The sequence below is a fragment of the Kineococcus gynurae genome (assembly GCF_042433995.1).
In the GTDB taxonomy this organism is placed as follows: Bacteria; Actinomycetota; Actinomycetes; order Actinomycetales; family Kineococcaceae; genus Kineococcus; species Kineococcus gynurae.
This window is the reverse complement of the sequence record NZ_JBHLUI010000002.1, coordinates 102,468-127,558: the sequence shown is the minus strand read 5'-3', so window position 1 is coordinate 127,558 and position 25,091 is coordinate 102,468. Positions and strand designations below refer to the sequence as shown.

At 72.8% G+C, this 25,091-nt stretch carries 28 protein-coding genes, 1 tRNA gene and 1 riboswitch; of the genes, 16 read left to right on the top strand and 13 right to left on the bottom strand.

The features are described from left to right. Positions 1-30: 30 nt before the first annotated feature. From ACFFKU_RS01180 to dnaK, 3 genes are read right to left on the bottom strand one after another with little or no spacing between them, the layout of a single operon-like run. The gene (locus tag ACFFKU_RS01180; RefSeq protein WP_380134692.1) at positions 31-1,077 is read right to left on the bottom strand and encodes a DnaJ C-terminal domain-containing protein; all 1,047 of its coding nucleotides are present in this window, start codon (positions 1,075-1,077) and stop codon (positions 31-33) included. Positions 1,078-1,123: 46 nt separating this feature from the next. Continuing rightward, entirely contained in the window at positions 1,124-1,717 is a 594-nt protein-coding gene (gene grpE, locus ACFFKU_RS01175) for a nucleotide exchange factor GrpE (RefSeq protein WP_380134689.1), read from the bottom strand. Next, positions 1,717-3,582 carry a molecular chaperone DnaK gene (dnaK, locus tag ACFFKU_RS01170; protein ID WP_380134687.1) on the bottom strand — a complete coding sequence of 622 codons (1,866 nt, stop codon included), beginning with the start codon at positions 3,580-3,582 and terminating at the stop codon, positions 1,717-1,719. The genes grpE and dnaK overlap by 1 nt, the downstream gene beginning before the upstream one ends. Positions 3,583-3,745: 163 nt before the next feature. On the opposite strand from dnaK, the gene ACFFKU_RS01165 reads away from it, so the two are divergent. Continuing rightward, a complete protein-coding gene (locus ACFFKU_RS01165) occupies positions 3,746-4,837 on the top strand; it encodes a DUF3616 domain-containing protein (RefSeq protein WP_380134685.1) in 1,092 nt (363 codons plus the stop codon). 99 nt (positions 4,838-4,936) lie between these two features. On the opposite strand, the gene ACFFKU_RS01160 is transcribed toward ACFFKU_RS01165, so the two are convergent. From ACFFKU_RS01160 to ACFFKU_RS01150, 3 genes are read right to left on the bottom strand one after another with little or no spacing between them, the layout of a single operon-like run. Continuing rightward, the gene (locus tag ACFFKU_RS01160; RefSeq protein ID WP_380134683.1) at positions 4,937-5,704 is read right to left on the bottom strand and encodes an energy-coupling factor transporter transmembrane component T family protein; all 768 of its coding nucleotides are present in this window, start codon (positions 5,702-5,704) and stop codon (positions 4,937-4,939) included. Then, entirely contained in the window at positions 5,701-7,254 is a 1,554-nt protein-coding gene (locus tag ACFFKU_RS01155; protein WP_380134682.1) for an ATP-binding cassette domain-containing protein, read from the bottom strand. The genes ACFFKU_RS01160 and ACFFKU_RS01155 overlap by 4 nt, the downstream gene beginning before the upstream one ends. A 2-nt stretch (positions 7,255-7,256) precedes the next feature. Beyond that, positions 7,257-7,892, bottom strand: a complete 636-nt coding sequence (locus ACFFKU_RS01150) for an ECF transporter S component (RefSeq protein ID WP_380134681.1) — start codon at positions 7,890-7,892, stop codon at positions 7,257-7,259. A 49-nt stretch (positions 7,893-7,941) separates the two neighbouring features. Next, a riboswitch (TPP riboswitch) is annotated at positions 7,942-8,046 on the bottom strand. A 28-nt stretch (positions 8,047-8,074) separates the two neighbouring features. On the opposite strand from ACFFKU_RS01150, the gene ACFFKU_RS01145 reads away from it, so the two are divergent. Next, a complete protein-coding gene (locus ACFFKU_RS01145) occupies positions 8,075-8,215 on the top strand; it encodes a hypothetical protein (protein WP_380134678.1) in 141 nt (46 codons plus the stop codon). 16 nt (positions 8,216-8,231) lie between these two features. Next, entirely contained in the window at positions 8,232-8,534 is a 303-nt protein-coding gene (locus ACFFKU_RS01140) for a DUF4235 domain-containing protein (RefSeq protein ID WP_380134675.1), read from the top strand. Between the two features lie 100 nt (positions 8,535-8,634). On the opposite strand, the gene ACFFKU_RS01135 is transcribed toward ACFFKU_RS01140, so the two are convergent. Continuing rightward, positions 8,635-9,624, bottom strand: a complete 990-nt coding sequence (locus tag ACFFKU_RS01135) for an NAD-dependent epimerase/dehydratase family protein (protein ID WP_380134672.1) — start codon at positions 9,622-9,624, stop codon at positions 8,635-8,637. A 212-nt stretch (positions 9,625-9,836) separates the two neighbouring features. On the opposite strand from ACFFKU_RS01135, the gene ACFFKU_RS01130 reads away from it, so the two are divergent. Then, the gene (locus ACFFKU_RS01130) at positions 9,837-10,970 is read left to right on the top strand and encodes a GGDEF domain-containing protein (RefSeq protein WP_380134670.1); all 1,134 of its coding nucleotides are present in this window, start codon (positions 9,837-9,839) and stop codon (positions 10,968-10,970) included. 96 nt (positions 10,971-11,066) lie between these two features. Here the strand turns inward: ACFFKU_RS01130 and ACFFKU_RS01125 are convergent. Beyond that, positions 11,067-11,137: transfer RNA gene (locus tag ACFFKU_RS01125), tRNA-Gly, on the bottom strand. Positions 11,138-11,262: 125 nt separating this feature from the next. Here ACFFKU_RS01125 and dcd point away from each other — a divergent pair. The 5 genes from dcd (at position 11,263) to ACFFKU_RS01100 (ending at position 16,026) form a co-directional block, all read left to right on the top strand. Continuing rightward, a complete protein-coding gene (gene dcd, locus ACFFKU_RS01120) occupies positions 11,263-11,838 on the top strand; it encodes a dCTP deaminase (RefSeq protein ID WP_380134668.1) in 576 nt (191 codons plus the stop codon). 256 nt (positions 11,839-12,094) lie between these two features. After that, positions 12,095-13,321, top strand: coding sequence for an EAL and HDOD domain-containing protein (locus ACFFKU_RS01115; RefSeq protein WP_380134666.1), 1,227 nt, complete (start codon positions 12,095-12,097; stop codon positions 13,319-13,321). A 67-nt stretch (positions 13,322-13,388) separates the two neighbouring features. After that, positions 13,389-13,856, top strand: a complete 468-nt coding sequence (locus ACFFKU_RS01110; protein WP_380134664.1) for an ankyrin repeat domain-containing protein — start codon at positions 13,389-13,391, stop codon at positions 13,854-13,856. Positions 13,857-13,997: 141 nt separating this feature from the next. After that, entirely contained in the window at positions 13,998-15,356 is a 1,359-nt protein-coding gene (locus ACFFKU_RS01105) for a TrkH family potassium uptake protein (RefSeq protein WP_380134662.1), read from the top strand. Next, positions 15,349-16,026 carry a potassium channel family protein gene (locus tag ACFFKU_RS01100; protein ID WP_380134660.1) on the top strand — a complete coding sequence of 226 codons (678 nt, stop codon included), beginning with the start codon at positions 15,349-15,351 and terminating at the stop codon, positions 16,024-16,026. Before ACFFKU_RS01105 ends, ACFFKU_RS01100 begins: the two co-directional genes overlap by 8 nt. Positions 16,027-16,050: 24 nt before the next feature. Here ACFFKU_RS01100 and ACFFKU_RS01095 read toward each other — a convergent pair whose 3' ends face one another. After that, positions 16,051-16,242, bottom strand: coding sequence for a hypothetical protein (locus tag ACFFKU_RS01095; protein WP_380134657.1), 192 nt, complete (start codon positions 16,240-16,242; stop codon positions 16,051-16,053). A gap of 91 nt (positions 16,243-16,333) precedes the next feature. Between ACFFKU_RS01095 and ACFFKU_RS01090 the strand changes: the two genes are divergently transcribed. Both ACFFKU_RS01090 and ACFFKU_RS01085 read left to right on the top strand, forming a co-directional pair. Then, positions 16,334-17,566 carry an MFS transporter gene (locus tag ACFFKU_RS01090; RefSeq protein WP_380134654.1) on the top strand — a complete coding sequence of 411 codons (1,233 nt, stop codon included), beginning with the start codon at positions 16,334-16,336 and terminating at the stop codon, positions 17,564-17,566. A 115-nt stretch (positions 17,567-17,681) separates the two neighbouring features. Then, positions 17,682-17,882, top strand: coding sequence for a hypothetical protein (locus ACFFKU_RS01085; protein WP_380134651.1), 201 nt, complete (start codon positions 17,682-17,684; stop codon positions 17,880-17,882). A 378-nt stretch (positions 17,883-18,260) separates the two neighbouring features. Here the strand turns inward: ACFFKU_RS01085 and ACFFKU_RS01080 are convergent, their stop codons facing one another. After that, positions 18,261-18,593 (bottom strand): DUF350 domain-containing protein, encoded by a 333-nt coding sequence (locus tag ACFFKU_RS01080; RefSeq protein WP_380134790.1) that lies wholly within the window; start codon positions 18,591-18,593, stop codon positions 18,261-18,263. Between the two features lie 83 nt (positions 18,594-18,676). On the opposite strand from ACFFKU_RS01080, the gene ACFFKU_RS01075 reads away from it, so the two are divergent. Beyond that, a complete protein-coding gene (locus ACFFKU_RS01075; RefSeq protein ID WP_380134648.1) occupies positions 18,677-19,024 on the top strand; it encodes a hypothetical protein in 348 nt (115 codons plus the stop codon). A 36-nt stretch (positions 19,025-19,060) separates the two neighbouring features. Beyond that, on the top strand, positions 19,061-19,696 hold the full coding sequence (locus ACFFKU_RS01070) for a thymidine kinase (RefSeq protein ID WP_380134646.1): 636 nt from the start codon (positions 19,061-19,063) through the stop codon (positions 19,694-19,696). 10 nt (positions 19,697-19,706) lie between these two features. Here the strand turns inward: ACFFKU_RS01070 and ACFFKU_RS01065 are convergent, their stop codons facing one another. Continuing rightward, positions 19,707-21,212, bottom strand: coding sequence for a thioredoxin-like domain-containing protein (locus ACFFKU_RS01065; protein WP_380134644.1), 1,506 nt, complete (start codon positions 21,210-21,212; stop codon positions 19,707-19,709). A gap of 87 nt (positions 21,213-21,299) precedes the next feature. Here ACFFKU_RS01065 and ACFFKU_RS01060 point away from each other — a divergent pair, with 87 nt between their 5' ends. Genes ACFFKU_RS01060 through ACFFKU_RS01050 form a run of 3 tightly spaced genes read left to right on the top strand, consistent with a single transcriptional unit; the run spans position 21,300 to position 22,787 of the window. Beyond that, the gene (locus tag ACFFKU_RS01060) at positions 21,300-21,719 is read left to right on the top strand and encodes a hypothetical protein (protein ID WP_380134641.1); all 420 of its coding nucleotides are present in this window, start codon (positions 21,300-21,302) and stop codon (positions 21,717-21,719) included. Positions 21,720-21,735: 16 nt separating this feature from the next. Continuing rightward, positions 21,736-21,933 (top strand): helix-turn-helix transcriptional regulator, encoded by a 198-nt coding sequence (locus ACFFKU_RS01055; protein WP_380134638.1) that lies wholly within the window; start codon positions 21,736-21,738, stop codon positions 21,931-21,933. A 26-nt stretch (positions 21,934-21,959) separates the two neighbouring features. Beyond that, complete coding sequence (locus ACFFKU_RS01050) at positions 21,960-22,787, top strand: IclR family transcriptional regulator (RefSeq protein ID WP_380134636.1); 828 nt, start codon at positions 21,960-21,962, stop codon at positions 22,785-22,787. A 74-nt stretch (positions 22,788-22,861) separates the two neighbouring features. Here ACFFKU_RS01050 and ACFFKU_RS01045 read toward each other — a convergent pair whose 3' ends face one another. Together ACFFKU_RS01045 and ACFFKU_RS01040 are read right to left on the bottom strand one after the other, a co-directional pair. Continuing rightward, positions 22,862-24,445 carry a GMC family oxidoreductase gene (locus ACFFKU_RS01045; protein WP_380134634.1) on the bottom strand — a complete coding sequence of 528 codons (1,584 nt, stop codon included), beginning with the start codon at positions 24,443-24,445 and terminating at the stop codon, positions 22,862-22,864. After that, on the bottom strand, positions 24,442-25,032 hold the full coding sequence (locus ACFFKU_RS01040) for a hypothetical protein (protein ID WP_380134631.1): 591 nt from the start codon (positions 25,030-25,032) through the stop codon (positions 24,442-24,444). Before ACFFKU_RS01040 ends, ACFFKU_RS01045 begins: the two co-directional genes overlap by 4 nt. Positions 25,033-25,091 lie beyond the last annotated feature (59 nt).

Sequence of the window (25,091 nt, the reverse complement as noted above, 5' to 3'; positions counted from 1 at the left end):
CGGGGCGGGTGGCCCCGGGGCGGGATCTCCTCAGCGACCCACCTGGGCCGCGAGCCCGGCCCGGGGGTCCTCCCCCTCGGTGGCCGCGGCGAACGCCTCGACCGCCTCACGGGCGGCGCCGTCCAGCTTCTGCGGGACGACGACCTCCAGCGTCACGAACAGGTCGCCAGCGCGGGAACCGTCCCGGTCGAGCGCGACCCCGCGACCCTTGAGCCGCAGGGACCGACCGGAGGGGGTCCCGGCGGGAACCTTCATCCGGACGCTCGTGCCGTCGAGCAGCGGCACGTCGACGGTCGCCCCGAGGACGGCCTCGGGGAAGGTGACCGGCAACGTCATCCGCAGGTCGTCGCCGTCGCGACGGAACACCGGGTGCGGCTCCACGGTCACGGTGACCAGCAGGTCGCCGTGGGGGGCGCCGCCGGTACCGGGCAGGCCCTGGCCCTTGAGCCGGACCTTCTGACCGTCCTTGACCGCCCGCGGCAGGCGGGCGGTGACGCTGCGGGCGGGGCCCCCGCGCGGGTCGGGGACCCGCAGCGGGACCGTCGCGCCCTCCAGGGCGTCCCGGAACGACACCCGGGCCCCGGCGGCCAGGTCCTGACCCTTGGGCGGCGGGGGCGGGGGGCCGCCGAAACCGCCCCCCTGCCCGAACAACCCGCCGAGGAGGTCCTCGAACCCCGCGCCCGGCGCCCCGGCGCCGCCGGGGGGCCCGAACCGCGGAGCACCCCGCCGGGCACCCCCGGCCCCCGCACCGGCCTGGCCGAACAACCCGCCGAGCAGGTCGTCGAAACCCGCCCCGCCGGCACCGGCCCCCGGTCCCCCGGAGGAGAACCGGGCACCGCCGCCGACCATGGCGCGGATCCCGTCGTACTGCCGACGCTGCTCGGGGTCGGACAGGACCGAGTTGGCCTCGCCGAGTTCCTTGAACCTCGCCTCGGCCTGCGCGTCACCGGGGTTGGCGTCGGGGTGCAGGAGACGGGCCTTCTTGCGGTAGGCCTTCTTGATCTCGGCCGCGTCCGCGTCCGGGGAGACGCCCAGGACCGCGTAGTAGTCCTTCTCCGCCCAGTCCTGCATGCTCATGCCCGTTCCCTCCTTCCGTCAGCCTGTTCGTCGGACCCGACCAGGGTCACTGCGGGTCGGCGACCGCGACGCGCGCCGGACGCAGCACCCGCTCGCCGAAGCGGTACCCCGGCTGGAGGATCTGCGTGCACGTCGCCACCTCGACCTCGTCGGAGTGCGCGTGCATGAGCGCCTCGTGCACCGCCGGGTCGAACGGTTCGCCGTTCTCCCCGTAACGGACCAGACCGAACCGCTGCAGCGTCGCCTCGAGCTTCTCGGCGATGGCCGCGAACGGACCGCTCAGGTCCCCGTGCTGACGCGCGAGGTGCACGTCGTCCAGCACGGGCAGCAGGGATTCGGCCACCCCCGCCAGCGCCGCGTTCTTGGCGACGTCGCGGTCGCGGTCGACCCGCTTGCGGTAGTTCACGTACTCCGCGTTCAGCCGCTGCAGCTCGTCGAGCCGCTGCTCGGCCAGCGCCTGCGCCGCAACCAGTTCGGCGTCGGCCACGGACGTGGCCGCGGGTTCGTCGGCACCGTTCGCGCCGTCCGGGGCCCCGGCGGCCTCGGCCGCCGGGGCCTCGGGACGGACCTCGCCGGTCTCGGGGTCGAGCCGGCGCTTGTCGCGGATCACGGTCGGTTCGGCGGGGAACTCCTCCGCCATCACTTGTCCTTCGGGGTCTCGTCGTCCACGACCTCGGCGTCGACGACGTCCTCGTCGGCCTTGGCCTGGGAGGAACCGTCGGTGCCGGCGCCCGCGGAGTCACCCTGGGCGGCCTGCTGCTCGTACATGGCCGCCCCGAGCTTCTGGCTGGCCGCGGCGACGGCGTCGGACTTGGCCTTGATCTCGGCCGCGTCGGTGCCGTTCAGCGCGGTCTTGAGCTCCGCCACCGCAGCCTCGACCTCGGTCTTGCCCTCGGCCGGGAGCTTGTCCGCGTTGTCCGCGACGAACTTCTCCGTCTGGTAGACGAGCGCCTCGGCCTGGTTGCGGGCCTCGGCCTCCTCGCGGCGGGAACGGTCCTCGCTGGCGTGCGCCTCGGCGTCCTTGACCATCCGCTCGATGTCCTCCTTCGACAGCGCGCTGCCGCCGGAGATGGTCATCGACTGCTCCTTGCCGGTGCCGCGGTCCTTGGCCCCGACGTGCACGATGCCGTTGGCGTCGATGTCGAACGTGACCTCGACCTGCGGGACCCCGCGGGGGGCCGGCGCGATGCCCGTGAGCTCGAACGTGCCCAGCGGCTTGTTGTCGCGAGCCAGCTCGCGCTCGCCCTGGAACACCTGGATGAGGACCGAGGGCTGGTTGTCGTCGGCGGTCGTGAAGACCTCCGAACGCTTGGTCGGGATCGCGGTGTTGCGCTCGATCAGCTTGGTCATGATGCCGCCCTTGGTCTCGATGCCCAGGGACAGCGGGGTCACGTCGATGAGCAGGACGTCCTTGCGGTCGCCCTTCATGACGCCGGCCTGCAGGGCCGCACCGATGGCGACGACCTCGTCGGGGTTGACGCCCTTGTTGGGCTCGCGGCCCCCGGTGAGTTCCTTCACCACGTTGGTGACGGCCGGCATGCGGGTCGAACCACCCACGAGCACGACGTGGTCGATCGCGGACAGCTGCACGCCCGCCTCGGCGATGACGTCGTGGAACGGCTTCTTGGTGCGGTCCAGCAGGTCCTGGGTCATCGACTCGAACTGCGCGCGGGACAGCGACTCGTCCAGGTGGACGGGGCCGTTCTCGGTCATCGACAGGTACTGCAGCGAGATGTTGGTGCTGGTCGCCGTCGAGAGTTCCTTCTTGGCCTGCTCGGCCGACTCGCGCAGCCGCTGCATCGCGATCTTGTCCTTGGACAGGTCGATGCCGTAGCTGCCCTTGACCTTCTTGAGCAGGTGGTCGACGACGCGCTGGTCCCAGTCGTCCCCACCGAGGTGGTTGTCACCGGAGGTGGCCTTGACCTCGATGGTCGCGAAGCCGTCCTCGTCCTTGCTCACCTCGAGCAGGGACACGTCGAACGTCCCGCCGCCGAGGTCGAAGACGAGGATGAGCTCGTCGGCCTTGCCCTTGTCCAGGCCGTAGGCGAGGGCGGCCGCGGTCGGCTCGTTGATGATGCGCAGGACGTTCAGACCCGCGATCTCCCCGGCCTCCTTCGTGGCCTGACGCTGGGCGTCGGAGAAGTAGGCGGGAACGGTGATGACTGCGTCGGAGACGGCCTCGCCGAGGTAGCTCTCGGCGTCGCGCTTGAGCTTCTGCAGCACGCGGGCGCTGATCTCCTGCGGCGTGTACTTCTTGTCGTCGATCGTGGTCGTCCAGTCGGTGCCGACCTCGCGCTTGACGGAGCGGATCGTGCGGTCGACGTTGGTGACGGCCTGGCGCTTGGCGATCTCGCCGACCAGGACCTCGCCGTTCTTGGCGAACGCCACGACGGAGGGGGTGGTGCGGCCACCCTCGGCGTTGGCGATGACCGTCGGTTCGCCGCCTTCGAGGACGGAGACGACGGAGTTGGTGGTGCCCAGGTCGATGCCGACGGCACGAGCCATGGTGGATCTCCTTCGGTTGGTTGAGCTTGTTCCACTCAAGTCTGCCCGTCCTCGCGGATCTGTCAACCCGGGAGTCACGCATCTTGAGTCCACCCCGCTCAACTCATGGCGGTCGCGTCCTGTTCCCGGGAACCTCGACGACCTCCCGGACGCTGAGCGGGGCATGATCGAGCCGCTGCGGCGCATCCCTCTGCACTTCTCCGACGACTCCCGCGAGGCGGGCACCCACACCAACCTGTCCGCGGTCCGGACCGACGGGCGCCACCTGTGGGTCGCGGGCGACGAGACCGCCACCGTCGAACGGCTGACCGCCCTGGGCGACGAGCACCTGGACGGCTACGGCGAGCAGGTGAGCGTCCGGCTCGGCGAGCTGGTGGACCTGCCCGCCCCGGACGACGAGGAGGCCGACGTGGAGGGCCTGGCCCGCAGCGGTCCGTGGCTCTGGGCGGTCGGCTCGCACAGCCTCAAGCGCAAGCGCGTGCGGGCGGGCGACGACGACGACCGGGCCCGGGAGCGGCTGGCCCGCGTGGTCCGGGAGGAGAACCGGTTCACGCTGGTCCGGTTGCCGGTCGACCCGGTCACCGGGCTGCCGGCCCGCGAGGTCCGGACGGACGGGCAGGTCCTGACGTCGGCCGTCCTGGGAGGTCGCGACGACGACCTGGTCCACCTGCTGCGCAAGGACCCGCTGATCCGCCCCTTCCGCAAGATCCCCTCCAAGGACAACGGCATCGACGTCGAGGGTCTGGCCGTCCACCACGACGAGGCCGGCGACCCGACGCTGTTCGTCGGCTTCCGCGGACCGGTGCTGCGCGGGTGGGCGCTGCTGCTGGAGATCCGACCGGTCACCCACCCCGACGACCCGCACCGGCTGGCCCTGGCCGAGCTCTCCGCCGGGAAGGCGTACCGGCTGCACCTGCTCGACCTCGGCGGCCTCGGCATCCGCGACCTCTGCCCCGACGGCCCCGACCTGCTCGTGCTCGCCGGACCGTCGATGGGGTTGTCGGGGCCGGTCCGGGTCCACCGCTGGGTCGGGGGCTGCGCCACGCAGGCCGCCGACGTGGTCCGGGCCGAGGAGCTCCCGGTCGTCCTGGACCTCCCGCACGGTCAGGGCGTCGACCATCCCGAGGGCATCGCGGTCGTCCCCGCCGAGGTGGACGGGGCCCGCGACCGGCTGCTGGTCGTGCTCGACTCCCCCGCCCCGCAGCGGCACGTCCCCGGCGGGATGCTGGCCGACCTCTGGGAACTCCCGGGGTGATCCCTCCCCCGACGGTGCAACGGATCGGGCCGGCACGGCGTCCTCGTCGGTGACGGGGCGACCCGGCCTCGTCGGAGGGGAGAGGCCGGGTCGTGACCGTCAGAGGATCTGCGACAGCACGACGGGCACCAGCGCCACCACGACCGCGGCCCCGACCAGCACGGTGTCGGCCCGGGTCCAGGGCGCCGGCAGCGCCCAGCTGCGCGGGTGCTCGGAGTCGAAACCCCGCGCGTCCATCGCCACCGACATGCGGTCCGCCCGCCGCATCGACTCGACCAGCAGGCCGAAGGAGGTCGAGGCGAGGAACCGGACCGTCGAGGCCGGGGTCCGGGACGGCCCCAAGCCGCGGGCGCGGCGGGCGCGGGCCAGGTCGTCGTGGACGTCCTTGAGGGCTGCGAGCTGCTCCAGCGCCGCGACCGCGGCGACGACCGGTCGCCCCGGGACCCGCAGCCGCTGGGCCAGGTGGTCGCCGGTCTCGCTCGGCTCGATCCACCCGAGCAGGGCCGCCCCGGGCAGCACGAGGACCAGGATCCGCAGCGCCGCCCCCGCGGCGGTCGCCACCGGGTCGGTCGATTCCCCCAGCAGCCAGGTCGACCACCCGACCGAGGCCGCGGCCACCAGCATGGGGACGATCCGCGCGCAGAAGGGACGCCAGCTCCGGACCAGGAGCGGCAGGCAGAGCAGCTCCACGACCAGCGCCGCCAGACCGACCCGCCAGTCGCGGACGAACATCGAGGCGGGGACGGCGAGCAACGAGGCGGCGAGCACCGAGAGGGGTCCGCAGAACCGCACCGGGGAGCGACCGACCCGCGAACGCTCCACCGTCGCCGTCGGCGGGATCACGACGGGTCGCGCGTCGACGCTCACCGGGACCCCACCCCCGTCCGCACCGGGGCCCGGCCCGCGACCCGGTGGTCGACGTGCCCGTCGACCAGGTGGACCTGCTCGTCGGCCAGGTCCAGCAGGTCGGTGTCGTGGGTGGCGGTCACGACGGTCGCGCCGGCCGCCGCCGCCGAGACGAGCAGACCGGTGACGAAGGCCCAGGTCCGGGCGTCCTGACCCACCGTCGGCTCGTCGGCCAGCAGGACCGCCGGGGCGGCGGCCACGGCGCAGACGGCGCTCAACCGCCGTTGCTCCCCACCGGAGAGCAGCCGCGGGTCCAGCCCGGCCCGGTCGGCGAGCCCGGCCTGCTCCAGCAGCCCGACGACCCGTTCGACCTCGCCCGGCCCCCGACCGAGGACGTCGAGGGTCACCCGGACCTCCTCGGCCACCGTGGGCCGGACGAAACCCCGGTCCGGGTGCTGGGGCATCCAGCCCACCCGGGCGGCGAGGTCGCGGGAGCGCCAGCGGGCCGGCTCCCGGTGGCGCAGTCCCGCGGTCAGCCCGGCCGCGGCCAGCACCCGCCCCCGGGTCGGCCGCTGCAGTCCGGCGAGCAGCCCGAGCAGGCTCGACTTGCCCGCCCCCGAGGGTCCGCCCAGCGCCGTGAGCGCTCCGCTGCGCAGCTGCGCGTCGACCGCGTCCAGGACGAGGGTCGGCGCGCTCGGGCGGATCCCGCGCGAGCGCACCGACAGCCCCACCGACTCGGCGACGAGCGCCGGCTCCCCCTCCACCAGGGCGATCGCGGGGTGCAGACCCGCGACGTCGGCGGGCCGGGGAGGGGCACCACCGGGGACCCGCAGCCCCAGCCGGGTCGCGAGCACCTCGTCGCCGAGAACGGCGGCGGGGGTCCCGTCGGCGACCAGGACCCCGTCGTGGTCGAGGACCAGGACGCGGTCGACGGCCTCGGCCCACGCCGCGAGGTCGTGGTCGACCACGACCAGCGTCCGCGGGCCGACCGCGGCCAGGACCGAGTCCCGGACCCGCCGCGCGGTGGCCGCGTCGAGCATCGACGTGGGCTCGTCCAGCAGCAGCAGCCCGGGGTCGAGCGCGAGCACCCCGGCGAGTCCGAGCCGCTGCCGTTCCCCGCCGGACAGGGTCACGGTGTCGCGACCGGGGCCGACCCGGAGCTGGGCCCGGTGGTGCGCCTCGGCGACCCGGGCCCAGATCTCGGCCCGGTCAGCGCCGCGGTTCTCGGGGCCGAAGGCGGTGTCGCGCCCGACGCTCGCCGCCACCACGGTCTCCTGCGGGTCCTGCAGCAGCAGGCCGGCCGAACCCGCGCGACCGGCCCGCACGGGACGCCCGTCGAGGAGCACCTCCCCGGAGTTCTGCCCGTCGAGGTCCTCGACCAAGCCGGCGAGGGCCCGCAGCAGCGTCGACTTGCCCGCCCCGCTGGGGCCGACCAGCAGCACCCGGGACCCTGCCCCGACGTCGAGGTCGAGACCCGCGGACCCGCCCAGGTACGTCCGCGAACCGTCCCGGACCCGCAGGCCGCGGACCCGGACCGACGTCGCCCCGGACGGCGCCGAGGCCGGTGCCACGGTCAGACCCGGGTCCGGGCGCGCAGCTCGGCCGCGACCGGGAAGCGCCGCAACGCCCCGGCGCGCGCGAGAGCCTGCACGATCGCGTGGCCCAGGACGCCGGCCAGCAGCGCCCCGGACACCGCGAAGAACCCGAGGTAGGCGAGCTTCCAGGCGAACGACCACTCCGGGATGTAGGCGAACCACTCGTAGACCGACTCCGCCGTGGCGGCGACGATCCCGGCCAGGACGGCGACCCCCACGCCCCAGCGCTTCCAGGCGAGGGCGGCGACGGCGAGCTCGACGCCGAGCCCCTGCACCGCACCGGAGATCAGGACCCCGGTGGACCAGTGCGACCCCAGCAGGAACTCCACGTTGGCGGCGACGAGCTCGGCCAGCAGGGCCGCGCCCGGGCGACGCACGATCAGCGCGGCGATGACCGCGGGCATCAACCACACCCCGCCGACCAGCCCGGAGGCCGGCTGGAAGAACGTCGTCAACGGGGTGACGACGGCGGAGTACACGACGCCCCACCCCCAGAACACGACGCCGAACGCGACGCCGACCATGGCCGCGGTCAGCAGGTCGATCGTGCGCCAGCGCGCGACGGGACCGGTCGCGACGGAGATGCGGGTGGGGGTTCGTTCGGTGGTGCTCACTGCGTCCTCCTGCGGATCAGGAGGGGGACCCGCGGCCATCGTGGCCACGGGTCGAGACGTCCCGACTCCCTACGCCGGTGTGAACCGGATCAGGTTCGAGGGTCTGCGGTCTCCCGCACTCTCAGCGCCCGGTGGCGCTCCCCTGTCGTGGCGCCCAGGGTACTCCCGGCAGGATGGGGTCCGTGCTGCGCAACCTCCGTGGACCGGACGGCGGCCCCTCCCGGGGGGTCCGCCTCGTCGCCGTGCTCCTGGCGTTCGCGCTGGTGCTGGGGGCCGCCACCGCCCTCGTCCCGGCCCTGCGCTGGCTCGTGGGTCTGCTGTAGGGCAAGGTCTGGACCCATGAGTTCTGTCGTCTGGAAGCTGGTCGGCCCCGGGGCCGGGTTCATCGCGACCGCGGTCGCGAACCGGGTGGTCAAGAAGGCCTGGGTCGGGATCACCAAGAGCCCGCCGCCGGACAACCCGGAGGACCCGGACGTCGCCTGGAAGGAAGCGGTCGTCTGGGCGCTGGCGTCCGGCGCGATCATCGGGATCACCCGTCTGCTGGTCGAACGCCAGGCCGCGGTCTGGTACCGCAACACGTTCAACGAGGCGCCCCCCGGTCTCGGCAAGGGTGACGACGGCCGGGTAGAGCAGCTCAGCTGACCACCCCTCCGACGGGCACCACCCACCCGTGATCAAGGAATTCGGCGCCTCGGATTCCTTGATTACGGGGGGAGGGTCGAGAACGAGGGAGGGGAGGTCGTCAGCCCCAGCGCCTGACGAGGTCGTCCTCCAGCGCGTCGACGACGGGGTCGACGCGCCGGAGTTCCGGGTGCGCGTCGTGATGGGCCACGATCTCCCGGGCGCCCTCGGCGAACGGGATCGTCGCCGCGAAACCCGGGACCAGCCGTTTCAGCACCGTGGTGTCGAAGACGACCGAGTGCGCCTTGTCCCCCAGCAGCCCGGGACCCCGGGCGGGGTCCTCACGGGCGATGACGTCGGAGGGGACGTGCACGAGCTGCGGCTCGCCCGCCCCGGCCGCGTCGGCCAGGACCCGGTGGATGGCGTCCCAGGTCAGGACCTCCTCGCCGGTGATGTGCACCGCCTCCCCGGTGACCCGGCGATCCCCCAGCAGCGGGACGAAACCCTTCGCGAAGTCGCGATGGTGGGTCAGCACCCAGAGCGAGGTGCCGTCCCCGTGCACGACGACGGGCTTGCCGCGGCGCATCCGCTCGACGATGGTCCACCCGCCGTCGACCGGGAGGGAGTACCGGTCGTAGGTGTGGCTGGGCCGGACGACCACGGCCGGGAACCCCTCGTCGCGGTAGGCGCGGACCAGGACGTCCTCGGCCGCGATCTTGTTGCGGGAGTACTGCCAGAACGGGTTGCGCAGCGGGGTGGACTCGGTGATCGGCAGGTGCCCCACCGGCTTCTGGTACGCCGAGGCCGAGGAGATGAAGACGAACTGCCCCACGCGCCCCCGGAACGTCTCGACGTCGGCGGCGACGTGCGCGGCCGTGAACGCCACGAAGTCGACCACCACGTCGAACTCCCTGTCCCCCAGCGCCGTCCGCAGCACCTCAGGTGACCGGGCGTCGGCGGTCAGCACCTCCACGCCTTCGGGCAACGGTCGGCGGCTGGCACCGCCCCCGCGGTTCAGGACGGTCAGGTCGAGCCCGCGTTCCACGGCGAGCGCCGCGCAGGCCGAGCTGATGATCCCGGTGCCCCCCAGGAACAGCACGCGCAAGGACATTCGTGACCCTCCGTCGTTGTCGGTCCGGTCACCGTAGGACGACCCGGGTGTCGGCGCGCGCGAGCGGGCCGGGGGGAGCACAGTGATCACCTGCCCCATGAACCTCATCCGTCACACCGCAAGCCGAGGAGTCCGTGCCCCGCACCGACCGGGCTCGTCCCGCCCACCGGGAACGACGTCAAGACCGCCCTGCGAATCGTCGATGGTCACCCGTGACCGAACCGGACCCGCTGCTCGGGCGCCCCGCGGTCCGGGCGCGCATCGAGGCGCTCGCCTTCACGGCCATGGCCCTGCTCTGCGTGCCCGGGCTGCTGGTGGCGCTGTCGCGGGCCGACCTCGCGGCGTTCCTGCCCGTCGCGGTGGCCGTCGCGCTGTGGTCCTCGGTCGCGGCACTCGCCGTGCGGTCGCTGCGGCGGGGGCAGCTGGTGGCGCGGGGTCTGGTGGCGGTGGCCCTTGCCACCGACACGGTGCTGATGACCTTGAGCGGCCTCTCCCCGCCGCGGATCGGCAACATCACCGTCGCGGCCCTGGCGCTCCTCGCCCTCTGCGCCGCGGCGGGTTTGCTCGTCCCTCCCCGCTGGGTCCCGGTCACGGTGGTCCCCGCGCTGGCCGGGCAGGTGGCGTTGCTGCAGGCGGCCGACGCCGGTGCCGGCGCGGGTCGGCTCGTGGCCGACGTCGCCGGGACGGTGACGCTGACCCTGGCCGTCACCGGGATCATCGTCTGGCTGGGGCACGAACGGGACCGGGCCGCCGCCGCCCTGCACCGGGCCGCCACGACCGACCCCCTGACCGGTCTGCTGAACCGGCGCGGGCTCGACCTCGCCCACCGTCGGTTGGTCGCCGAGCCGACCGGACGCACCCGGCCGGTGCTGGCCGTCGTCGTCGTGGACATCGACCACTTCAAGAGCGTCAACGACCGCCGCGGCCACGAGATCGGCGACGAGGTCCTGGTCACCGTCGCGCGGGTCCTCCGGGAGAGCTGCCGGGCCGGGAGCGACGCCGTCGTCCGCCTGGGCGGGGAGGAGCTGGCCTGGCTCGCCCGCTGGCCCTCGGCGGAGGCGACGGTCGAGGCGGCCGAGCGGCTGCGCGCCGAGATCGCCCGGGTCACCGCGACCACCACCGAGGCGGTCACCGTCAGCGCGGGGGTCGCGGCCGACGTGCCGGGCCCGACCCACGACGAGACCGACCTCGCCCGCCTGCTTAATCGGGCCGACCAGGCCCTCTACTGCGCCAAGCAGGAGGGCCGCGACCGGGTCCGGGTGGCCGGGGCGGAGGCGACGGACACCGACGGTCGGCGGGACCGCCACAGGGTCGCGCTGGACGACTCGCCGAACGGCGCCCGGTAGCCGGGGGGCTGCCGCCCCGGCGCGGTGCCCGGAGAGGGGCTCATCGGCCGGGAACGACGAAGGCCCCGGTCGGAGCACGACCGGGGCCTCACGCGGAGCGGGTGACGGGAATCGAACCCGCGCTATCAGCTTGGGAAGCTGAAGTTCTACCATTGAACTACACCCGCGAACCGTCGGAGCCGCACCACGGCCTCGACGAGCGAGTCGAGCTTAACGCACTCCACGGGGCGCTCCGTCACCCCTCCCGCCCGAGCCGCCGATCACCGCTGCCCCGGCCTGTACGGTGACCGGCGTGCTGCTCTCCGACCGCGACATCCGCCGCGAGGTCGACGCCGGTCGCGTCGTGCTCGACCCGTACGACGCGGCGATGGTCCAGCCCTCCAGCGTCGACGTGCGGCTCGACCGGTTCTTCCGCCTCTTCGACAACCACAAGTACCGGGTCATCGACCCGAGCCAGGAGCAGCCCGAGCTGACCCGACTGGTCGAGGTCGAGCCCGACGAGGCGTTCATCCTGCACCCGGGCGAGTTCGTGCTCGGCAGCACCTACGAGGTCGTCACCCTCCCCGACGACCTCTCGGCCCGTCTGGAGGGCAAGAGCAGCCTCGGCCGGCTGGGCCTGCTGACCCACTCGACGGCCGGGTTCATCGACGCCGGGTTCACCGGTCACGTCACCCTGGAGCTGTCCAACGTGGCGACCCTGCCGATCACCCTCTGGCCGGGCATGAAGATCGGCCAGCTCTGCTTCTTCCGGCTGACCTCGTCGGCCGAGAACCCCTATGGCAGCGGCGTTTCCGGGTCGCGCTACCAGGGACAGCGGGGCCCGACGCCGAGCCGCTCCTTCCACGACTTCCACCGCACGGCCCTCTGACCGGGGCCGCGGCCGGTCGCCCGTTCACCCGACCGGTGGATCTGTGCGGGCACCCGCTCGGACGGCTCAAGATTCGCGCTCGACGATCCGTATCAGTAGTCATGCGGATCACGACGGTTCACCCGGCTCGCCGGGTGACGACGTCGGCGTCCCGCCCGTCGCTGCGAGCCGGAGAAGACAAGCCCATGACCATGCCCCGCGAGGCCGCCCACCTCGCCCCTGCCGTTTCGGTGGTGCGTCCGCGATGATGCCTCAGATGGAGCACCCAGCGCCCCCCGCACCGGTGCGGGTCGGCCGGCAGGCCATCTACGACCGGGAACGGCACGTGTACTCCTACGAGCTGCTGTTCCGGGCCCACGGCGGCACCGCCGCCGGCCTCGCCCCGGGCAGCGCCGCCCAGGACTACGCCACCTCCCAGGTGATCAGCGCCACGTTCGGGGACTTCGGCGTCGAGCAGATCGCCGGCGACAAGCTGCTCTTCATCAACCTGACCCGCGGCTTCTTCACCGGGGAGCTCCCGGTGCCGTGCGCCCCCGACCAGGTCGTCCTGGAGCTGCTGGAGGACATCGAGGTCGACGAGCGGGTCTTCAAGGGCCTCATGAACCTCAAGCAGCAGGGCTACCGGATCGCCGTCGACGACTATGCGGGCGAGGAGGGGCGGCTCGCGGCCGTCGACATCGCCGACTACGTCAAGATCGACCTCGAGGCGGTGGGCGACCGTCTCGAAGGCCTCATCGGTCACGTGCGGTTGAACAACCCGCGGGCCCTGATCGTGGTCGAGCGCATCGAGACCCAGGCGGACCTGGAGCGGTGCCTCAAGGCCGGGGCCGACCTCTTCCAGGGGTACTTCCTCAGCCGCCCGCAGACCATGGAGGCGGCCAGCCTCTCGCCCTCGCAGCTGGTCTGCCTGCGGCTGCTGCGCGCCCTCAGCGGCAACGAGGCGACCACCGACGAGATCGCCAAGCTGGTCGCTTCCGACCCGGGGCTCAGCCTGCGGGTCCTGCGCACCGTGAGCTCCGCGGCCTACGGGGCCCGGCAGGAGATCACGTCGCTGCGTCAGTCGATCGTGCTCATCGGTCGCCGGCAGCTCAGCTCCTGGGTCGTGCTCATGCTGCTCGGCGGCGTGACCAGCGTCGACAGCGAGGCGCTCACGACGGTCCTGGCCCGGGCCGCGGCCTGCCAGCAGCTGGTGCCCGACTCCGAGGCCGACGTCGCCTACACCGCCGGCCTGCTGTCCGGGGTGGCCAGCGCGCTCGGCATGTCCGAGGAGGAGCTCGTCGAGACGACCGGTGTCGGCCTGAGCGTCCGGAGCGCCCTCGTGCAGCACAGCGGGGCCGCCGGGCACGCGCTGGAGGCCGTGCTGGCCTACGAGCGCGAGAACGAGGACGTCCCCGAGCACGAGATGTACGAGGTCTCCCGGGCCTACCTGGCCGCCCTCGGCACGGCGATGTCCACCGTCAACGCGCTGGGCGGGACCGCCTGAGGCGACCGCCCGCGTCCCGACACCCGGTGATCCCCGGGGGGTCGCCCCGGGTCCGTACCCTGACCGCGTGAGCGAGGAGACCGGGCGCCGGGGGACCGCCGGGGCCGACGCCCCCGGCACCGCGCACGAAGAACGCGCGGTCGACCTGGCCCAACGACTCTTCGAGCACGCTCGGGCCGGACGCACCGAGGCGCTCTGCGCCTGGCTGGACCACGGGTTGCCGGTCGACGCCGCCGACGCCGAGGGCAGCACGCTCCTGGCGCTCGCCGCCTCCCACGGCCACGTCGAGACGGTCGAGGCCCTGCTGTCCCGGACGGCCGACCCCGACCGGGCCGACAACCGCGGGCGGACGGCGCTCGGCATGGCCGTCCTCAACGACCGGCAGGACGTCGTCACGGCGCTCGTGCGCGCCGGGGCCGATCCCTACCGCGGCTCACCGAGCGCCGAGGAGTCGGCCCGCTTCCTGGGACGTCCGGACCTGCTCATGGCCATCGGCATCGACGACGACGACCCCCTCTCCCCCGGGCGGGGGTAGGGAGCCCGACCCGCCCCCGACGCGTCTCTCGGCCCGACCGCCTGCGGACGGCCCGGCGCCGACCCTCCGGCATGATCGAGGGATCGGGCCAGACATGCCCTAGCCTGACCCCGCTCGATCCGGCCCGGCAGGAGGCACCACGTGGAGGCAGGTCTCCGACGTCGCCTCAAGCTCCCCTTCCTGCGGCACCCGGCGCAGGTCGTCGCCTTCGCGTTCGGGGTGGCGGTCGCGATCGGCACCGCCCTGCTCTGGTTGCCCATCGCCCGGCGCGGGCCCGGGGGCGCGGCGTTCGTGGACGCCCTGTTCACCGCGGTCAGCGCCCTGTGCGTGACCGGCCACGTCGTGGTCGACACCCGCGAGCACTGGTCCGGTTTCGGGCTCGTGGTCATCCTGGCCCTGGCCCAGGTCGGCGGTTTCGGGATCATGACCTCGGCGTCCCTGCTGGGGGTGTTCATGTCCCGTCGCCTGGGGCTGCGCACCCGGATGTGGACGGCGACGGAGTCGCGCGGGGTCGAGATGGGTGACGTGCGCCGGGTCCTGCTCGGGGTCGTCAAGGTCTCGCTGCTGGTCGAGCTGGTCACCGCCGTGATGCTCACCGCCCGCTTCCTCCTCGCCTACGACCGCAGTTTCGCCTCGGCCCTCTGGGAGGGGGTGTTCCTCGGCGTCTCCTCGTTCAACAACGCCGGTTTCGCCCTTCGCAGCGACAGCCTCACGGCCTTCGTCGCCGACCCATGGGTCTGCCTGCCGGTCCTCGCGGCGACGATCCTCGGTGGTCTCGGGTTTCCCGTGCTCCTGGAGCTGCGCCGACAGTTCCGCCGGCCGCGGCAGTGGTCGCTGCACACCAAGCTGACCCTGACGACGACGTCGGTCCTCCTGGTGCTCGGCTGGTTGCTGATCACCGCCAACGAGTGGGGCAACCAGGCCACGCTCGGCCCCCTGTCCTGGGACACCAAGCTGCTGGCCGGTTTCTTCCAGGCCACCGCCACCCGCAGTTCCGGCTACAACACCGTCGACATCACCGAGATGACCGGTGCGTCGTGGATGGTCATGTCGGTGCTGATGTTCATCGGGGGCGGGTCGGCCTCGACCGCGGGCGGCATCAAGGTCACGACGTTCGCCCTGCTGCTGGTCGTCCTGGTCGCCGAGTTCCGCGGCGAGCAGACCGTGACCGTCTTCGCCCGTCGCATCCCCGAGCGCGTCTACCGGCAGGCACTGACCGTCGCGCTGGTCTCGGTCGCGGTGGTCGTCGGTTCCACGCTGCTCCTGGTCGAGATGACCGGTGCCCCCATGGACATGGCCCTGTTCGAGGTCGTCTCCAGCTTCGGGACCGTGGGCCTCTCCACCGGGTTGCTGGCGGACCTGCCCGACTCGGGGCAGATCCTGCTGGCCGCCCTCATGTTCCTCGGCCGCCTCGGGCCGATCACCCTGGGCGCGGCGCTGGCCCTGCGCGAGCGCAAGCGTCTCTACGAGTACCCGGAAGGAAGGCCGATCATTGGCTAGGCGGTCTGCACTCGCGACTCCCCGCTCCGTCGTCGTCATCGGACTGGGGCGGTTCGGTCGTTCCCTGGCGCTGGAACTGATGGAGGGCGGCGACGTCGACGTCCTCGGGATCGACTCCGACCCCGCGCTCGTCGACGAGCTCGCCGGTCACCTCACCCACGCCGTCGTGGCCGACTCCACCAAGGAGGAGGCGCTGCGCCAGCTCTCGGTGGACGAGTTCGACCGTGCCGTCGTGGGGATCGGCACCAACCTGGAGGCGAGCATCCTCACGGTGTCGGTGCTGCTGCAGTTCGGCATCCGCCACGTGTGGGCCAAGGCGATCTCGGAGAGCCACGCCCGCATCCTCAGCCAGCTCGGCGCCCACAAGGTCATCCGCCCGGAGCACGAGATGGGGCTGCGGGTCGCGCACCTCGTGCGCGGTCGGATGCTCGACTTCATCGAGTTCGAGGACGGGTTCGCGATGGTCAAGATGACCCCGCCCCCGGCCCTCGTCGGGCGCACGTTGGGCCAGACCCGGCTGCGCAGCGAATACCGTGTGACGGTGGTGGCCCACCACACCCCGGGCGAGGGCTTCACCTACGCGACCCAGGACACGATCCTCGGCGCGGAGGACGTGATCATCGTGTCCGGGCAGATCCGCGACGTCGAGGCGTTCAGCTCGATCATGTGACCCGGGGCCGGGAGCGCGAGGACCTCAGTCGTCCTCGGGCAGCTGCTCCCGCTCGGGGCCGGCGGTCCCGCGCCGTTCCAGGCCGGGGAAGGCGCGACGCTCGGGCTCACCCCGCTCGGCGCGCGTCAGGTCGACGGTCCGCCGACGGTCGGGCAGCTCCTCGTCGTGACGCCGGTCGCCACCCTCGTCGCCCACAGTCCCGGGATCAGTACTCACGGTCCTACTTCATCACGGAACGTCGCTCGGCGTCGCACTATGGACCCCTCAGGTTTATAGTGTCCCTAAGCAACTACTTCCGAACGAAGGGATGAGCGTGTCCTCCCCCGGCACCAGCCTGCTCCGGCAGCCGGTGGCCGTCTGGGCGGTGGCCTTCGCCGCCGTGGTGTCCTTCATGGGCATCGGCCTGGTCGACCCGATCCTGCCTGCCATCGCCCACGACCTCGGCGCCAGCCGCTCGCAGACCCTGCTGCTGTTCACCAGCTACCTCGGCATCACGGGTCTGGCCATGCTGCTGACCGGCGCCGTCGCCGGCCGCTACGGGGCCAAGAAGACCCTGCTGATGGGTCTCGGCCTCATCGTCGTGTTCGCCGCCCTGGCCGGGGCCTCCGGGTCGATCGGTCAGATCGTCGGCTTCCGGGCCGGCTGGGGTCTCGGCAACGCCCTGTTCATCGCGACCGCGCTCGCCACCATCGTCAGCGCCGCGAGCGGCGGCACGGCCGGCGCGATCATCCTCTACGAGGCCGCGCTGGGACTGGGCATCGCCGTCGGACCGTTGCTCGGCGGCGCCCTGGGCGAGATCAGCTGGCGCGGTCCGTTCTTCGGCACCGCCGCGCTCATGGCCGTCGCGTTCCTGGCCATCTCCGTCCTGCTGCCCGCGACCCCGCGGCCGGCGGTCCGCCCCCGACTCGCCGACCCGATCCGGGCGCTGCGCCACCCGGGCCTGCGCGCGGTGGCCGTGATGGCGTTCTTCTACAACCTGGGGTTCTTCACGCTCCTGGCCTACACGCCGTTCGCGCTCGGCATCGCCTCCCCGACCGGGCTCGGGCTCGTCTTCTTCGGCTGGGGGATCTGCCTGGCGCTGGCCTCGGTCCTGCTCGCCCCGGCGCTGCAGCGGCGCTTCGGCGCCGTCCCCGTGGTCGCCACCATGCTCGGTCTGTTCGCCCTGGTCCTCGCCGCCGAGGCGGTGCTCGTCGGCCACCCCACGTTCCTCGTCGTGGGCACCGTGGTCGCCGGGATCTTCCTCGGGGTGAACAACACCGTGGTGACCGAGCTGGTCATGGAGGTCTCCCCCGTCCCCCGCGCGACCGCGTCGGCGGCCTACTCCGCCGTGCGGTTCGTCGGCGGGGCCCTGGCCGCCTGGGCCGCCGGTGTCCTCGGTGAGGCCGTCGCCCCCTGGGCCCCGTTCGCCCTCGGTGCCGCCGGTGTCGCCGTCGGCCTGCTGATCCTGCTGGACAACGCCCGCCACCTGCGGGTGGTCGACCACCCCGTCGAGGCGCACTCGCGCACCGAGGCCGTGGCCGTCGGGACCGGGGACGCCTGAGGTCGCCGTCCCCACCTCAGCACCAGGACCACCCCCGCCGTTCCTCGGACGGTCGGGGTGGTCCTGTGCTGTGATCGGCGGACGAGCGGGTCTCCGGACGACAGGAGCGGTGTCGATGGACCAGGAGGAGGTCCGGCGCCGGGTCGAGGCCCGGGGGGAGGACGCCTCCGAGTTCCTCGCGTCGACGCCGGCCACCGATGCGGCCGGCTACAGCGAGGAGGCCATGCTCGTGGAGGAGGTCGTGACGCGGTTGGAGAACGTCGAGGACGGCACTTGCACGGACGACCGGGTGTCCCGCGTCCGTCGGTGGCACTGAGTGTCGGTCGGGCCGCCCCTGCTGTTCACCGGACAACGGGCACGGAGTCGTGCTGTGATCGTCAGACCCACGGGTCGACGGCATCTCCCCGGACGGAGACGACGGCCGGTGCCGGACGGTTCGGTCCGACCGGGGCGGACGCCGCGTCGCCGCGTCGTCGTCGGGTTTCCCTGGTCCTGATTCTTCTGGGAGGGAACCGATTCCTGCCCGATGAGGACGAACAACCGGCCGCCCCGCTCCGACGAGCCTGGCTGTATCGCCCGCCCGCGGGCTGACCCCACCTCACCTCCCCCGCCCCCACCTCCCGTGATCAAGGAATTCGGCGCCGGGGAATTCCATGATCACGGGTTTGGGGCGGGCACGTCGCGGTCAGCGCCCTCACCAGATCGAGGCGACCACGACCAGGGACACCGCGAGTTGGGCGGCGCCGAGGACGACGCCGGCCGGGTGCAGGTCTCGTTCGACGAGGAGCTCGCGCATCCTGCCCGGTGTCAACAGTTCCAGCACCGCCCCGGCCAGGGCCTGCAGAACCACACCGAGCAGACCGGACGCGACCGTCCAGCCGAGGGCCGGCCCGAGGCTGGCGTCACCGTTGGTCCAGATCGCGGTGAACACCACCAGTCCCAGGCCCAGGAACCCGCACGAGACGACGACAGCCGCGTTGGCCGAACGGTGGACCCAGATCTGCTCGGCCAGTTTCCCCGGGGTCAGCAGAGCGTCGGGAACCCGTCGGCTCCACGTGCCACCCTTCGAAAGACCGGACGGCGATCATCCTGGCCTCCTAGGCTGGGCCGGTGCCCGCCCGACACCGGACCTGGCCCCGAAGGGTCACCCGACTGGCCCTGCCGGTGGTGCTCGTCGCGCTCGGCGTCGCGGCCTTCCGGCTGCACGAGGTCCACGACGAGACCGGGGAGTGGCGGCTGCAGGCCTCGGAGTCCCCGCCCCGGGTGCGTTTCGAGGATCGCGACTACCGCCGCGGGGAGCCGGTGGCCGGACCGCCCGCGGGGACCCGGGAGGTCGGCCGGGTGCTGGGCGACACCCCCGTCCTCGCCCGGCCCGCGGCAGCGGGAGCGACGGCGACGGTGATCTGGTTGCCCGCCGACGGGCGATGGGTCGGGTACGGCCTGGTCGGCGGGCCCTGACCTCCGGCCGGCACCGTTGCGGCAGGATGGTCGGCCGTGGCCGAACTCGTGTTCTTCTCCGGGACGATGGACTGCGGGAAGTCGACGCTGGCCCTGCAGACCGACCACAACCACACCGTCCGCGGCCGCCGCGGCCTGCTGTTCACCCGGTTCGACCGGGCCGGGGAGGCGGTGATCTCCAGCCGCATCGGGTTGCGACGCCCCGCCTTCGAGGTCCGCGACGACACCGACCTGTTCGCCGAGGTGGACTCCCGGCGACGGGCCGGGGAGCAGGTGGACTACGTGGTCGGGGACGAGGCGCAGTTCTACTCCCCCGAGCAGGTCGAACAACTGGCCCGGGTGGTCGACGACCTCGGCATCGACGTGTTCGCCTTCGGGATCACCGCCGACTTCCGCACCCGGTTGTTCCCGGGTTCCGCCCGCCTGATCGAACTCGCCGACCGGGTCGAGGTGCCCCAGGTCGAGGCGATCTGCTGGTGCGGGGCCCGGGCCACCCACAACGCGCGCACGGTCGACGGTCGGATGGTCGTGGCCGGGGACCAGGTTCTCGTGGGGGACGTCGGCCGGGTCGAGGGCACCCTCGACGTCGGGCCGGTGGGCACCGTCGAGTACGAGGTCCTCTGCCGGCGTCACCACCGCAGCCGCAGCACCGCGGCGCACCGGGACGGCTGACCCCGGCTATCTAGAACCGCGGCCGGCAGAGGTCGGCGCAGTCCTCCCCCTCCAGCGGCACGCGGGTCAGCCGGTGCCCGGCGGACTCGACCACGACCAGGGTGTCGCCCTGCACCAGGACGTCGGTGGGTTCGGCGAGGTCGCGCGCGATCGTGCTCACCTCTCCGTCGGGACGGACCCGTCGGACCGCGCCGTTGTAGGTGTCGGCCACCAGCACCGACCCGTCGGGCGCCACGGTCAACCCGTGCGGGTGCTGCATCAGGGCCTCGGCCGCGGGACCGTCGAGGTGCCCGAACTCGAACAACCCCTGCCCGACGACGGTGTGCACCTCGTACCCCGGCCGGGCGACCGGGTCGACGTTGGCGAAGCGGGGGTCGACCACCCCGGGGATGCTGCGGTCGGGAGTCACCCCGGGACGGCGTCGGAGCCACCGCAGGGCCGAGGTCTCGGCGTCCACGAACCACAACCGGTCGCCGACCGGGTCGGGGGCCAACCCGGTCGGCTGGGCGAACCAGGCGGCTTCCGCGGAACCGTCGCGCAGCCCCTCGGCGGTCGTCCCCGCGATCACCCGGAGGTGTCCGGCAAGCGGGTCCAGGGCCCACAGCTGGTGCACCCCGGCCATGGCCACGACCACCTGGCCGTCGAACCAGGCTACGTCTTCCGGCGTCGACATCGTCTGCTGGGCAGCCGGTCCGCCCCCCTCGCGGCGCCGCAACGGTTCCCCGGTCCCGGCGATGCGATGCAGGTAACCGTCGGAGCGGCGTCCGAACAGGGCGTGCCCACCGGCGTCGGCCACCACGAGGTCGTGGCCGACCTCGCGCGCGACCGCGGTGGGCAGGAAGCAGAACCCCCGGGGTTCCACGAGAGCGCTCGCGGTGGAACTCCAGCGTTCGGTGACGAGGTCGGCGTCGAGTTCCACGACCCGGGAGTTCCCCGCGTCGGCGACCAGGACGCCACCGTCGGCCGCCGCACCGAGGCGGGCCGGGAAGCGGAAACTCTTCGTCACCCGGGGTTCGGGGACGAACAGGTCCGGGCCGGTCCGCCAGGACCCGTCGGCCCGGTGCCGGTCGAGGACCTCGGCCACCCGCTCGCCGATCTCCGCACCGTGCCCTTCCCCCGACCACCGGTCCTCGACGTAACCGTCCGGGGCGAGCAGGACGACCGTGGGCCAGGCCTTCACGGCGTAGGCGTCCCACGTCGCCCGGTCGGCGTCGTCGAGGACGGGGTGGCGCAGGTCGAGCCGTCCGGCCGCCGCTCGCAGCGCCGCCGGGGTCGCCTCGTGCGGGAATTTGGGGGTGCGCACCCCGAGCACCACGAGGTCGGCCCCGAACCGTTCCTCCAGCGCGCGAAGCTCGCCCGCCGCATGGGTGCAGTTCACGCACCCGCCCGTCCAGAAGTCCAGGAGCACCACCCGGCCCCGCAGCTCGTCGAGCTCGGGACCCCGCTCCCCGGCGCCCCACCACCCGCGTCCGCGCCACCGCGGGGCGCGGACCCGACCCCGGGCGGAACGGTGCACGTCCCGATGGTGCCCGGCCCCCGCCCTCCCCGCACCCGTTGTCAAGGAGACTTGACATGGCCGACCGGACCGGCGCACAGTCGAGGCATGACAAGGAAACTTGACACCCGGATGAGTCGGGGCGACCGGGCGCGGGCCGCGGCCTACTACCGCGACTTCCTGCCGGGCATGATCACCTACGTGCTGGTCGTCGTCCTGGTCGGTGCCGTGGGGCACCTCGACGGAACCAGTCCCTGGCGCTTCGCCTGGGCCCTGCTGCCCGTCGTCCCCACCCTGCTCGTGGTCCGCGCCGTGGTCCGCCACCTGCGCCGGGTCGACGAGTTCGCCCGGACCCAGCTGCTCGTCGCGATCGGCGTCGGGTTCGCGGCGGCGATGACCGCGGCCGTCGGTCTCGGTTTCCTGGCCTCGGCCGGCGCACCCTTCCCGGCCGGGACCCCGAGCTTCGGGGTGCTGGCGGCGGGCATGGCCGCGTTCGGGATCTCCGCCGCGGTGCAGAACCGACGCTGAGCGCGGGACGACCGGGATGGACAACCGCATGCGCGAGCTGCGCTCCGACAAGGGCTGGAGCCAGGCGACCCTGGCCGACCTGCTGGACGTGTCCCGCCAGACCGTCAATGCGCTCGAGACCGGACGCTACGACCCCAGCCTGCCGCTGGCCTTCCGCATCGCGGCGCTCTTCGGCACCCGGATCGAGGAGGTCTTCTTCCCCGGACAGCCGTGAGCGCACCCCCGACGTACGATCACCCTGTGCTCGACGCCGACGCTGCGCTGAGGGTCAGTCCACGACCCCCCCGCGACTCCGCCCCGTCCGGCAGCGTGCAGACGGTGGAGAAGACGTTGGCCATCCTGGAGGTGGTCGCCGAACGCGGCGGGGCCAGCGCCAAGGACGTCTCCGAGGCTCTCGGCTACCCGCTCCCCACCACCTACCGGCTGTTGCAGGCCCTGGTCAGCAGCGACTACCTGGTCCACCTCCGCAAGGAGAAGCGGTTCGAGCTGGGCTACAAGCTCGACCGGCTCGGCGCGTCCCTGCACCGGCAGATCGGGGTGCCCGCCCCCGTCCGGGCCGAGATCGCCCGCCTGCACCAGGCGGGCCAGACCGCGGCCTACTTCGCCGTGTACCGCGGCTCCGACGTCGTGGTCACCTACGTCGTGGACTGCCCCGTCCATCCCCGCATCACGCCGCTGCGGTTCGGTTTTCACGAGGCCACCCACGCCACGGCGTTCGGCAAGCTGCTGCTGGCCGGCATGGACGAGGACGAGGCCGCCCGTCACCTCGACCGGTACGGGACCCCGGCACTGACCTCCTCGACGTTCACCGACCGCGACGCCCTGGCCGAGCACCTCGCGGAGATCGGCCGCGCCGGGCTGGCCTGGGAGCACGAGGAGTTCGTTCCCGGGATGACCTGCGCCGCCGCCGGGGTCCGCAACGGCGCCGGGATGCTCGTCGGGGCGGTGGCCATCAGTTCCCCGACGGAGGCGCTGACGTCCATGCGCGCCGCCGAGGTCGAACGGGCGTTGCGCGAGTCGGCCAACCGCGTCTCGCGGTACTACCGGTCCGGACGCACCTCGGGTTAGATGCGGTCCGGCCCGGTCCCGTGGTGGCCGCGTCGAGGGGGGACACGGCCACCACGGGCGTTCGGGCGACCGGGTCAGATGCCCCCGGTCTTCAGCTGGTCGGCGATGTACTCCGCCTGCCGGATGGCCAGGGCCACGATCGTCAGGGTCGGGTTCGCCGCAGCACCGGTGGTGAACACCGAACCGTCGGACACGAACAGGTTGTCGACGTCGTGGGTGCGGCCCCACTTGTCGACGACACCCTCGTCCGCCCGCGCGCTCATGCGCGAGGTGCCGAGGTTGTGGGTGGCGGGGTAGGGCGGGGTCCGGTGGACGCCCGTCGCGCCGACCGCCTCGTACAACGCGGTGCCCTGCCGGTAGCCGTGCTCCCGCATGGCGGCGTCGTTGGCGTGGTCGTCGAAGTGGACGTTGGGCACGGGGAGACCGAACTTGTCCGTGATCGCCGTGTTGAGCGTGATCCGGTTGGTCTCCTGCGGCATGTCCTCACCGACGACCCACATCGCGGCCGTCCGCGCGTAGGCGTCCATCACCTCGGTGAACTCCCGACCCCACGCACCCGGGTCGGCGAAGCTCGCGAGGAAGGCGGGCCCGAGGGAGATGGTCTCCATGTAGTAGCCGCCGACGAAACCCCGGTCCGGGTCGTGCCGGGACTCGTCGGCGATGACCCCGGCCATCGTTTCCCCGCGGTACATGTGCACCGGCTGCGGGAAGCGCGCGTAGAGCGACCCCGTCGTGTGCCGCATGTAGTTGCGACCCACCTGGCCCGAGGAGTTCGCCAACCCGTCGGGGAACATGGGGCTCGCGGACATGAGCAGCAGGCGCGGGGTCTCGATCGAGTTCCCGGCCACGCAGACGAGCTTCGCCTTCTGCCGCTGCAGGTTCCCCTCGGCGTCGAGGTAGAGCACCGCGTCGGCGCGACCGCGGGCGTCGTGCGTGATCTGCACGACGTGGCTCTCGGGACGGAGGTCGAGCAACCCGGTCGCCTCGGCGCGCGGAATCTCCCGGACCAGCGTCGACCACTTGCTCTTGTTCTTGTCGCCCTGGAAGTTGAACCCGTCCTGGATCGAGGCGGGGCGCCCATCGTAGGGTTCGGCGTTCGTCGCGTAGGGGCCCGTCGAGTAGAACGAGTAGCCGACCTTCTCGGCGCCGTTGGCGAACACCTTGTAGTTGTTGTTGGCGGGCAGCGGGGCCCGGCCGCCGGTGTGCGTGGACCCCATGGCGTCCTCGGCCCGGGTGTAGTACGGCTCCAGCTCCTCGAGCGTGATCGGCCAGTCGAGCAGGCTCGCCCCCTCGACCCGGCCGTAGGTGGTGCGGGCCTGGAACTCGTGGGCCTTGAACCGCGGGGTCGCCCCCGACCAGTGCGTGGTGGTCCCGCCGACCGCCTTGACGATCCAGGCGGGCAGGTTCGGGAAGTCCTTGGCGATCCGCCACGACCCCGAGGTCGTCCGCGGGTCGAGCCAGGCCATCTGGTTGAAGGCCTCCCACTCGTCGTTGAGGTAGTCCTCGTTGCGCAGGTAAGGACCGGCCTCGAGGACCACGACGGGGATCCCGGCCTTCGTCAGCTCGTAGGCGAGGGTGCCGCCACCGGCGCCGGAACCGATGATGACGACGGCGTCCTCGTCCTGCGACTGCGGCTTGCCGATGGACTGCGCGCTCACTTCGCGACCTCCTGCATCGTGGCTTCGGTGGCTCCGGGCTGGTTGCGGGTGTCCGCCTCGCCCTGGGCGCTGCGCTGCGGGGAGTTGCCGGCCAGCGGCACGGTCGGGGCGATGTCGTGGAACTCGGCGGGGCCGGAGTACGTGTCGATCCGCGGTTCGGGCAGCCAGTCGAGGTCGTCGAAGCCCCGGTTCACGTAACCGCCCTTGTCGAAGCTGGGCCCCTCGTAGCCGAGCAGGTCCCACACGTCGGCGTTGTCGTAGAAGTTGAGGACGGTCGTCCGCCGCACGAAGCCGAAGAACTCGGTGGTCTCGATGCGCTTCAGGACGCTCGTCGCCGCCTCGTCGTCGAGGTCGCGGAAGTCGCCGCCGGCGAGGTGGCTCAGGGTCAGCAGACCCTGGGTGAGAGCCACGCGGAACCAGGTGGACTTCTCCGCCTCGGCGAGGATGGTGTCCGCGGTGCGCTCGTAAGGACCGTCGGGGATCTGCTCGTGGGGGAAGGCGACCCGGAGGACGCGGATCAGGACGCTCTTGGCCTCGTCCGTCAGCGTCGTGTCGTTGAGTTGCGGGTACTTCGCGGGGAACGCCATCTCAGCTCCTTCGCTGCGCTGCACGCTTGCCCCACCAGCCTGCCCCGGGAGGCGACCTG

Bases quoted from the DNA above. Each gene is read 5' to 3' on its own strand.
- ACFFKU_RS01055 (WP_380134638.1), top strand. From the start codon at position 21,736: ATGGACAACCGCATGCGCGAGCTGCGCTCCGACAAGGGCTGGAGCCAG.
- ACFFKU_RS01090 (WP_380134654.1), top strand. From the start codon at position 16,334: ATGAGCGTGTCCTCCCCCGGCACCAGCCTGCTCCGGCAGCCGGTGGCC.
- grpE (WP_380134689.1), bottom strand. From the start codon at position 1,717: ATGGCGGAGGAGTTCCCCGCCGAACCGACCGTGATCCGCGACAAGCGC.
- ACFFKU_RS01180 (WP_380134692.1), bottom strand. From the start codon at position 1,077: ATGAGCATGCAGGACTGGGCGGAGAAGGACTACTACGCGGTCCTGGGC.
- dnaK (WP_380134687.1), bottom strand. From the start codon at position 3,582: ATGGCTCGTGCCGTCGGCATCGACCTGGGCACCACCAACTCCGTCGTC.
- ACFFKU_RS01165 (WP_380134685.1), top strand. From the start codon at position 3,746: ATGATCGAGCCGCTGCGGCGCATCCCTCTGCACTTCTCCGACGACTCC.
- ACFFKU_RS01040 (WP_380134631.1), bottom strand. From the start codon at position 25,032: ATGGCGTTCCCCGCGAAGTACCCGCAACTCAACGACACGACGCTGACG.
- ACFFKU_RS01135 (WP_380134672.1), bottom strand. From the start codon at position 9,624: ATGTCCTTGCGCGTGCTGTTCCTGGGGGGCACCGGGATCATCAGCTCG.
- ACFFKU_RS01140 (WP_380134675.1), top strand. From the start codon at position 8,232: ATGAGTTCTGTCGTCTGGAAGCTGGTCGGCCCCGGGGCCGGGTTCATC.
- ACFFKU_RS01085 (WP_380134651.1), top strand. From the start codon at position 17,682: ATGGACCAGGAGGAGGTCCGGCGCCGGGTCGAGGCCCGGGGGGAGGAC.
- ACFFKU_RS01115 (WP_380134666.1), top strand. From the start codon at position 12,095: ATGGAGCACCCAGCGCCCCCCGCACCGGTGCGGGTCGGCCGGCAGGCC.
- ACFFKU_RS01060 (WP_380134641.1), top strand. From the start codon at position 21,300: ATGACAAGGAAACTTGACACCCGGATGAGTCGGGGCGACCGGGCGCGG.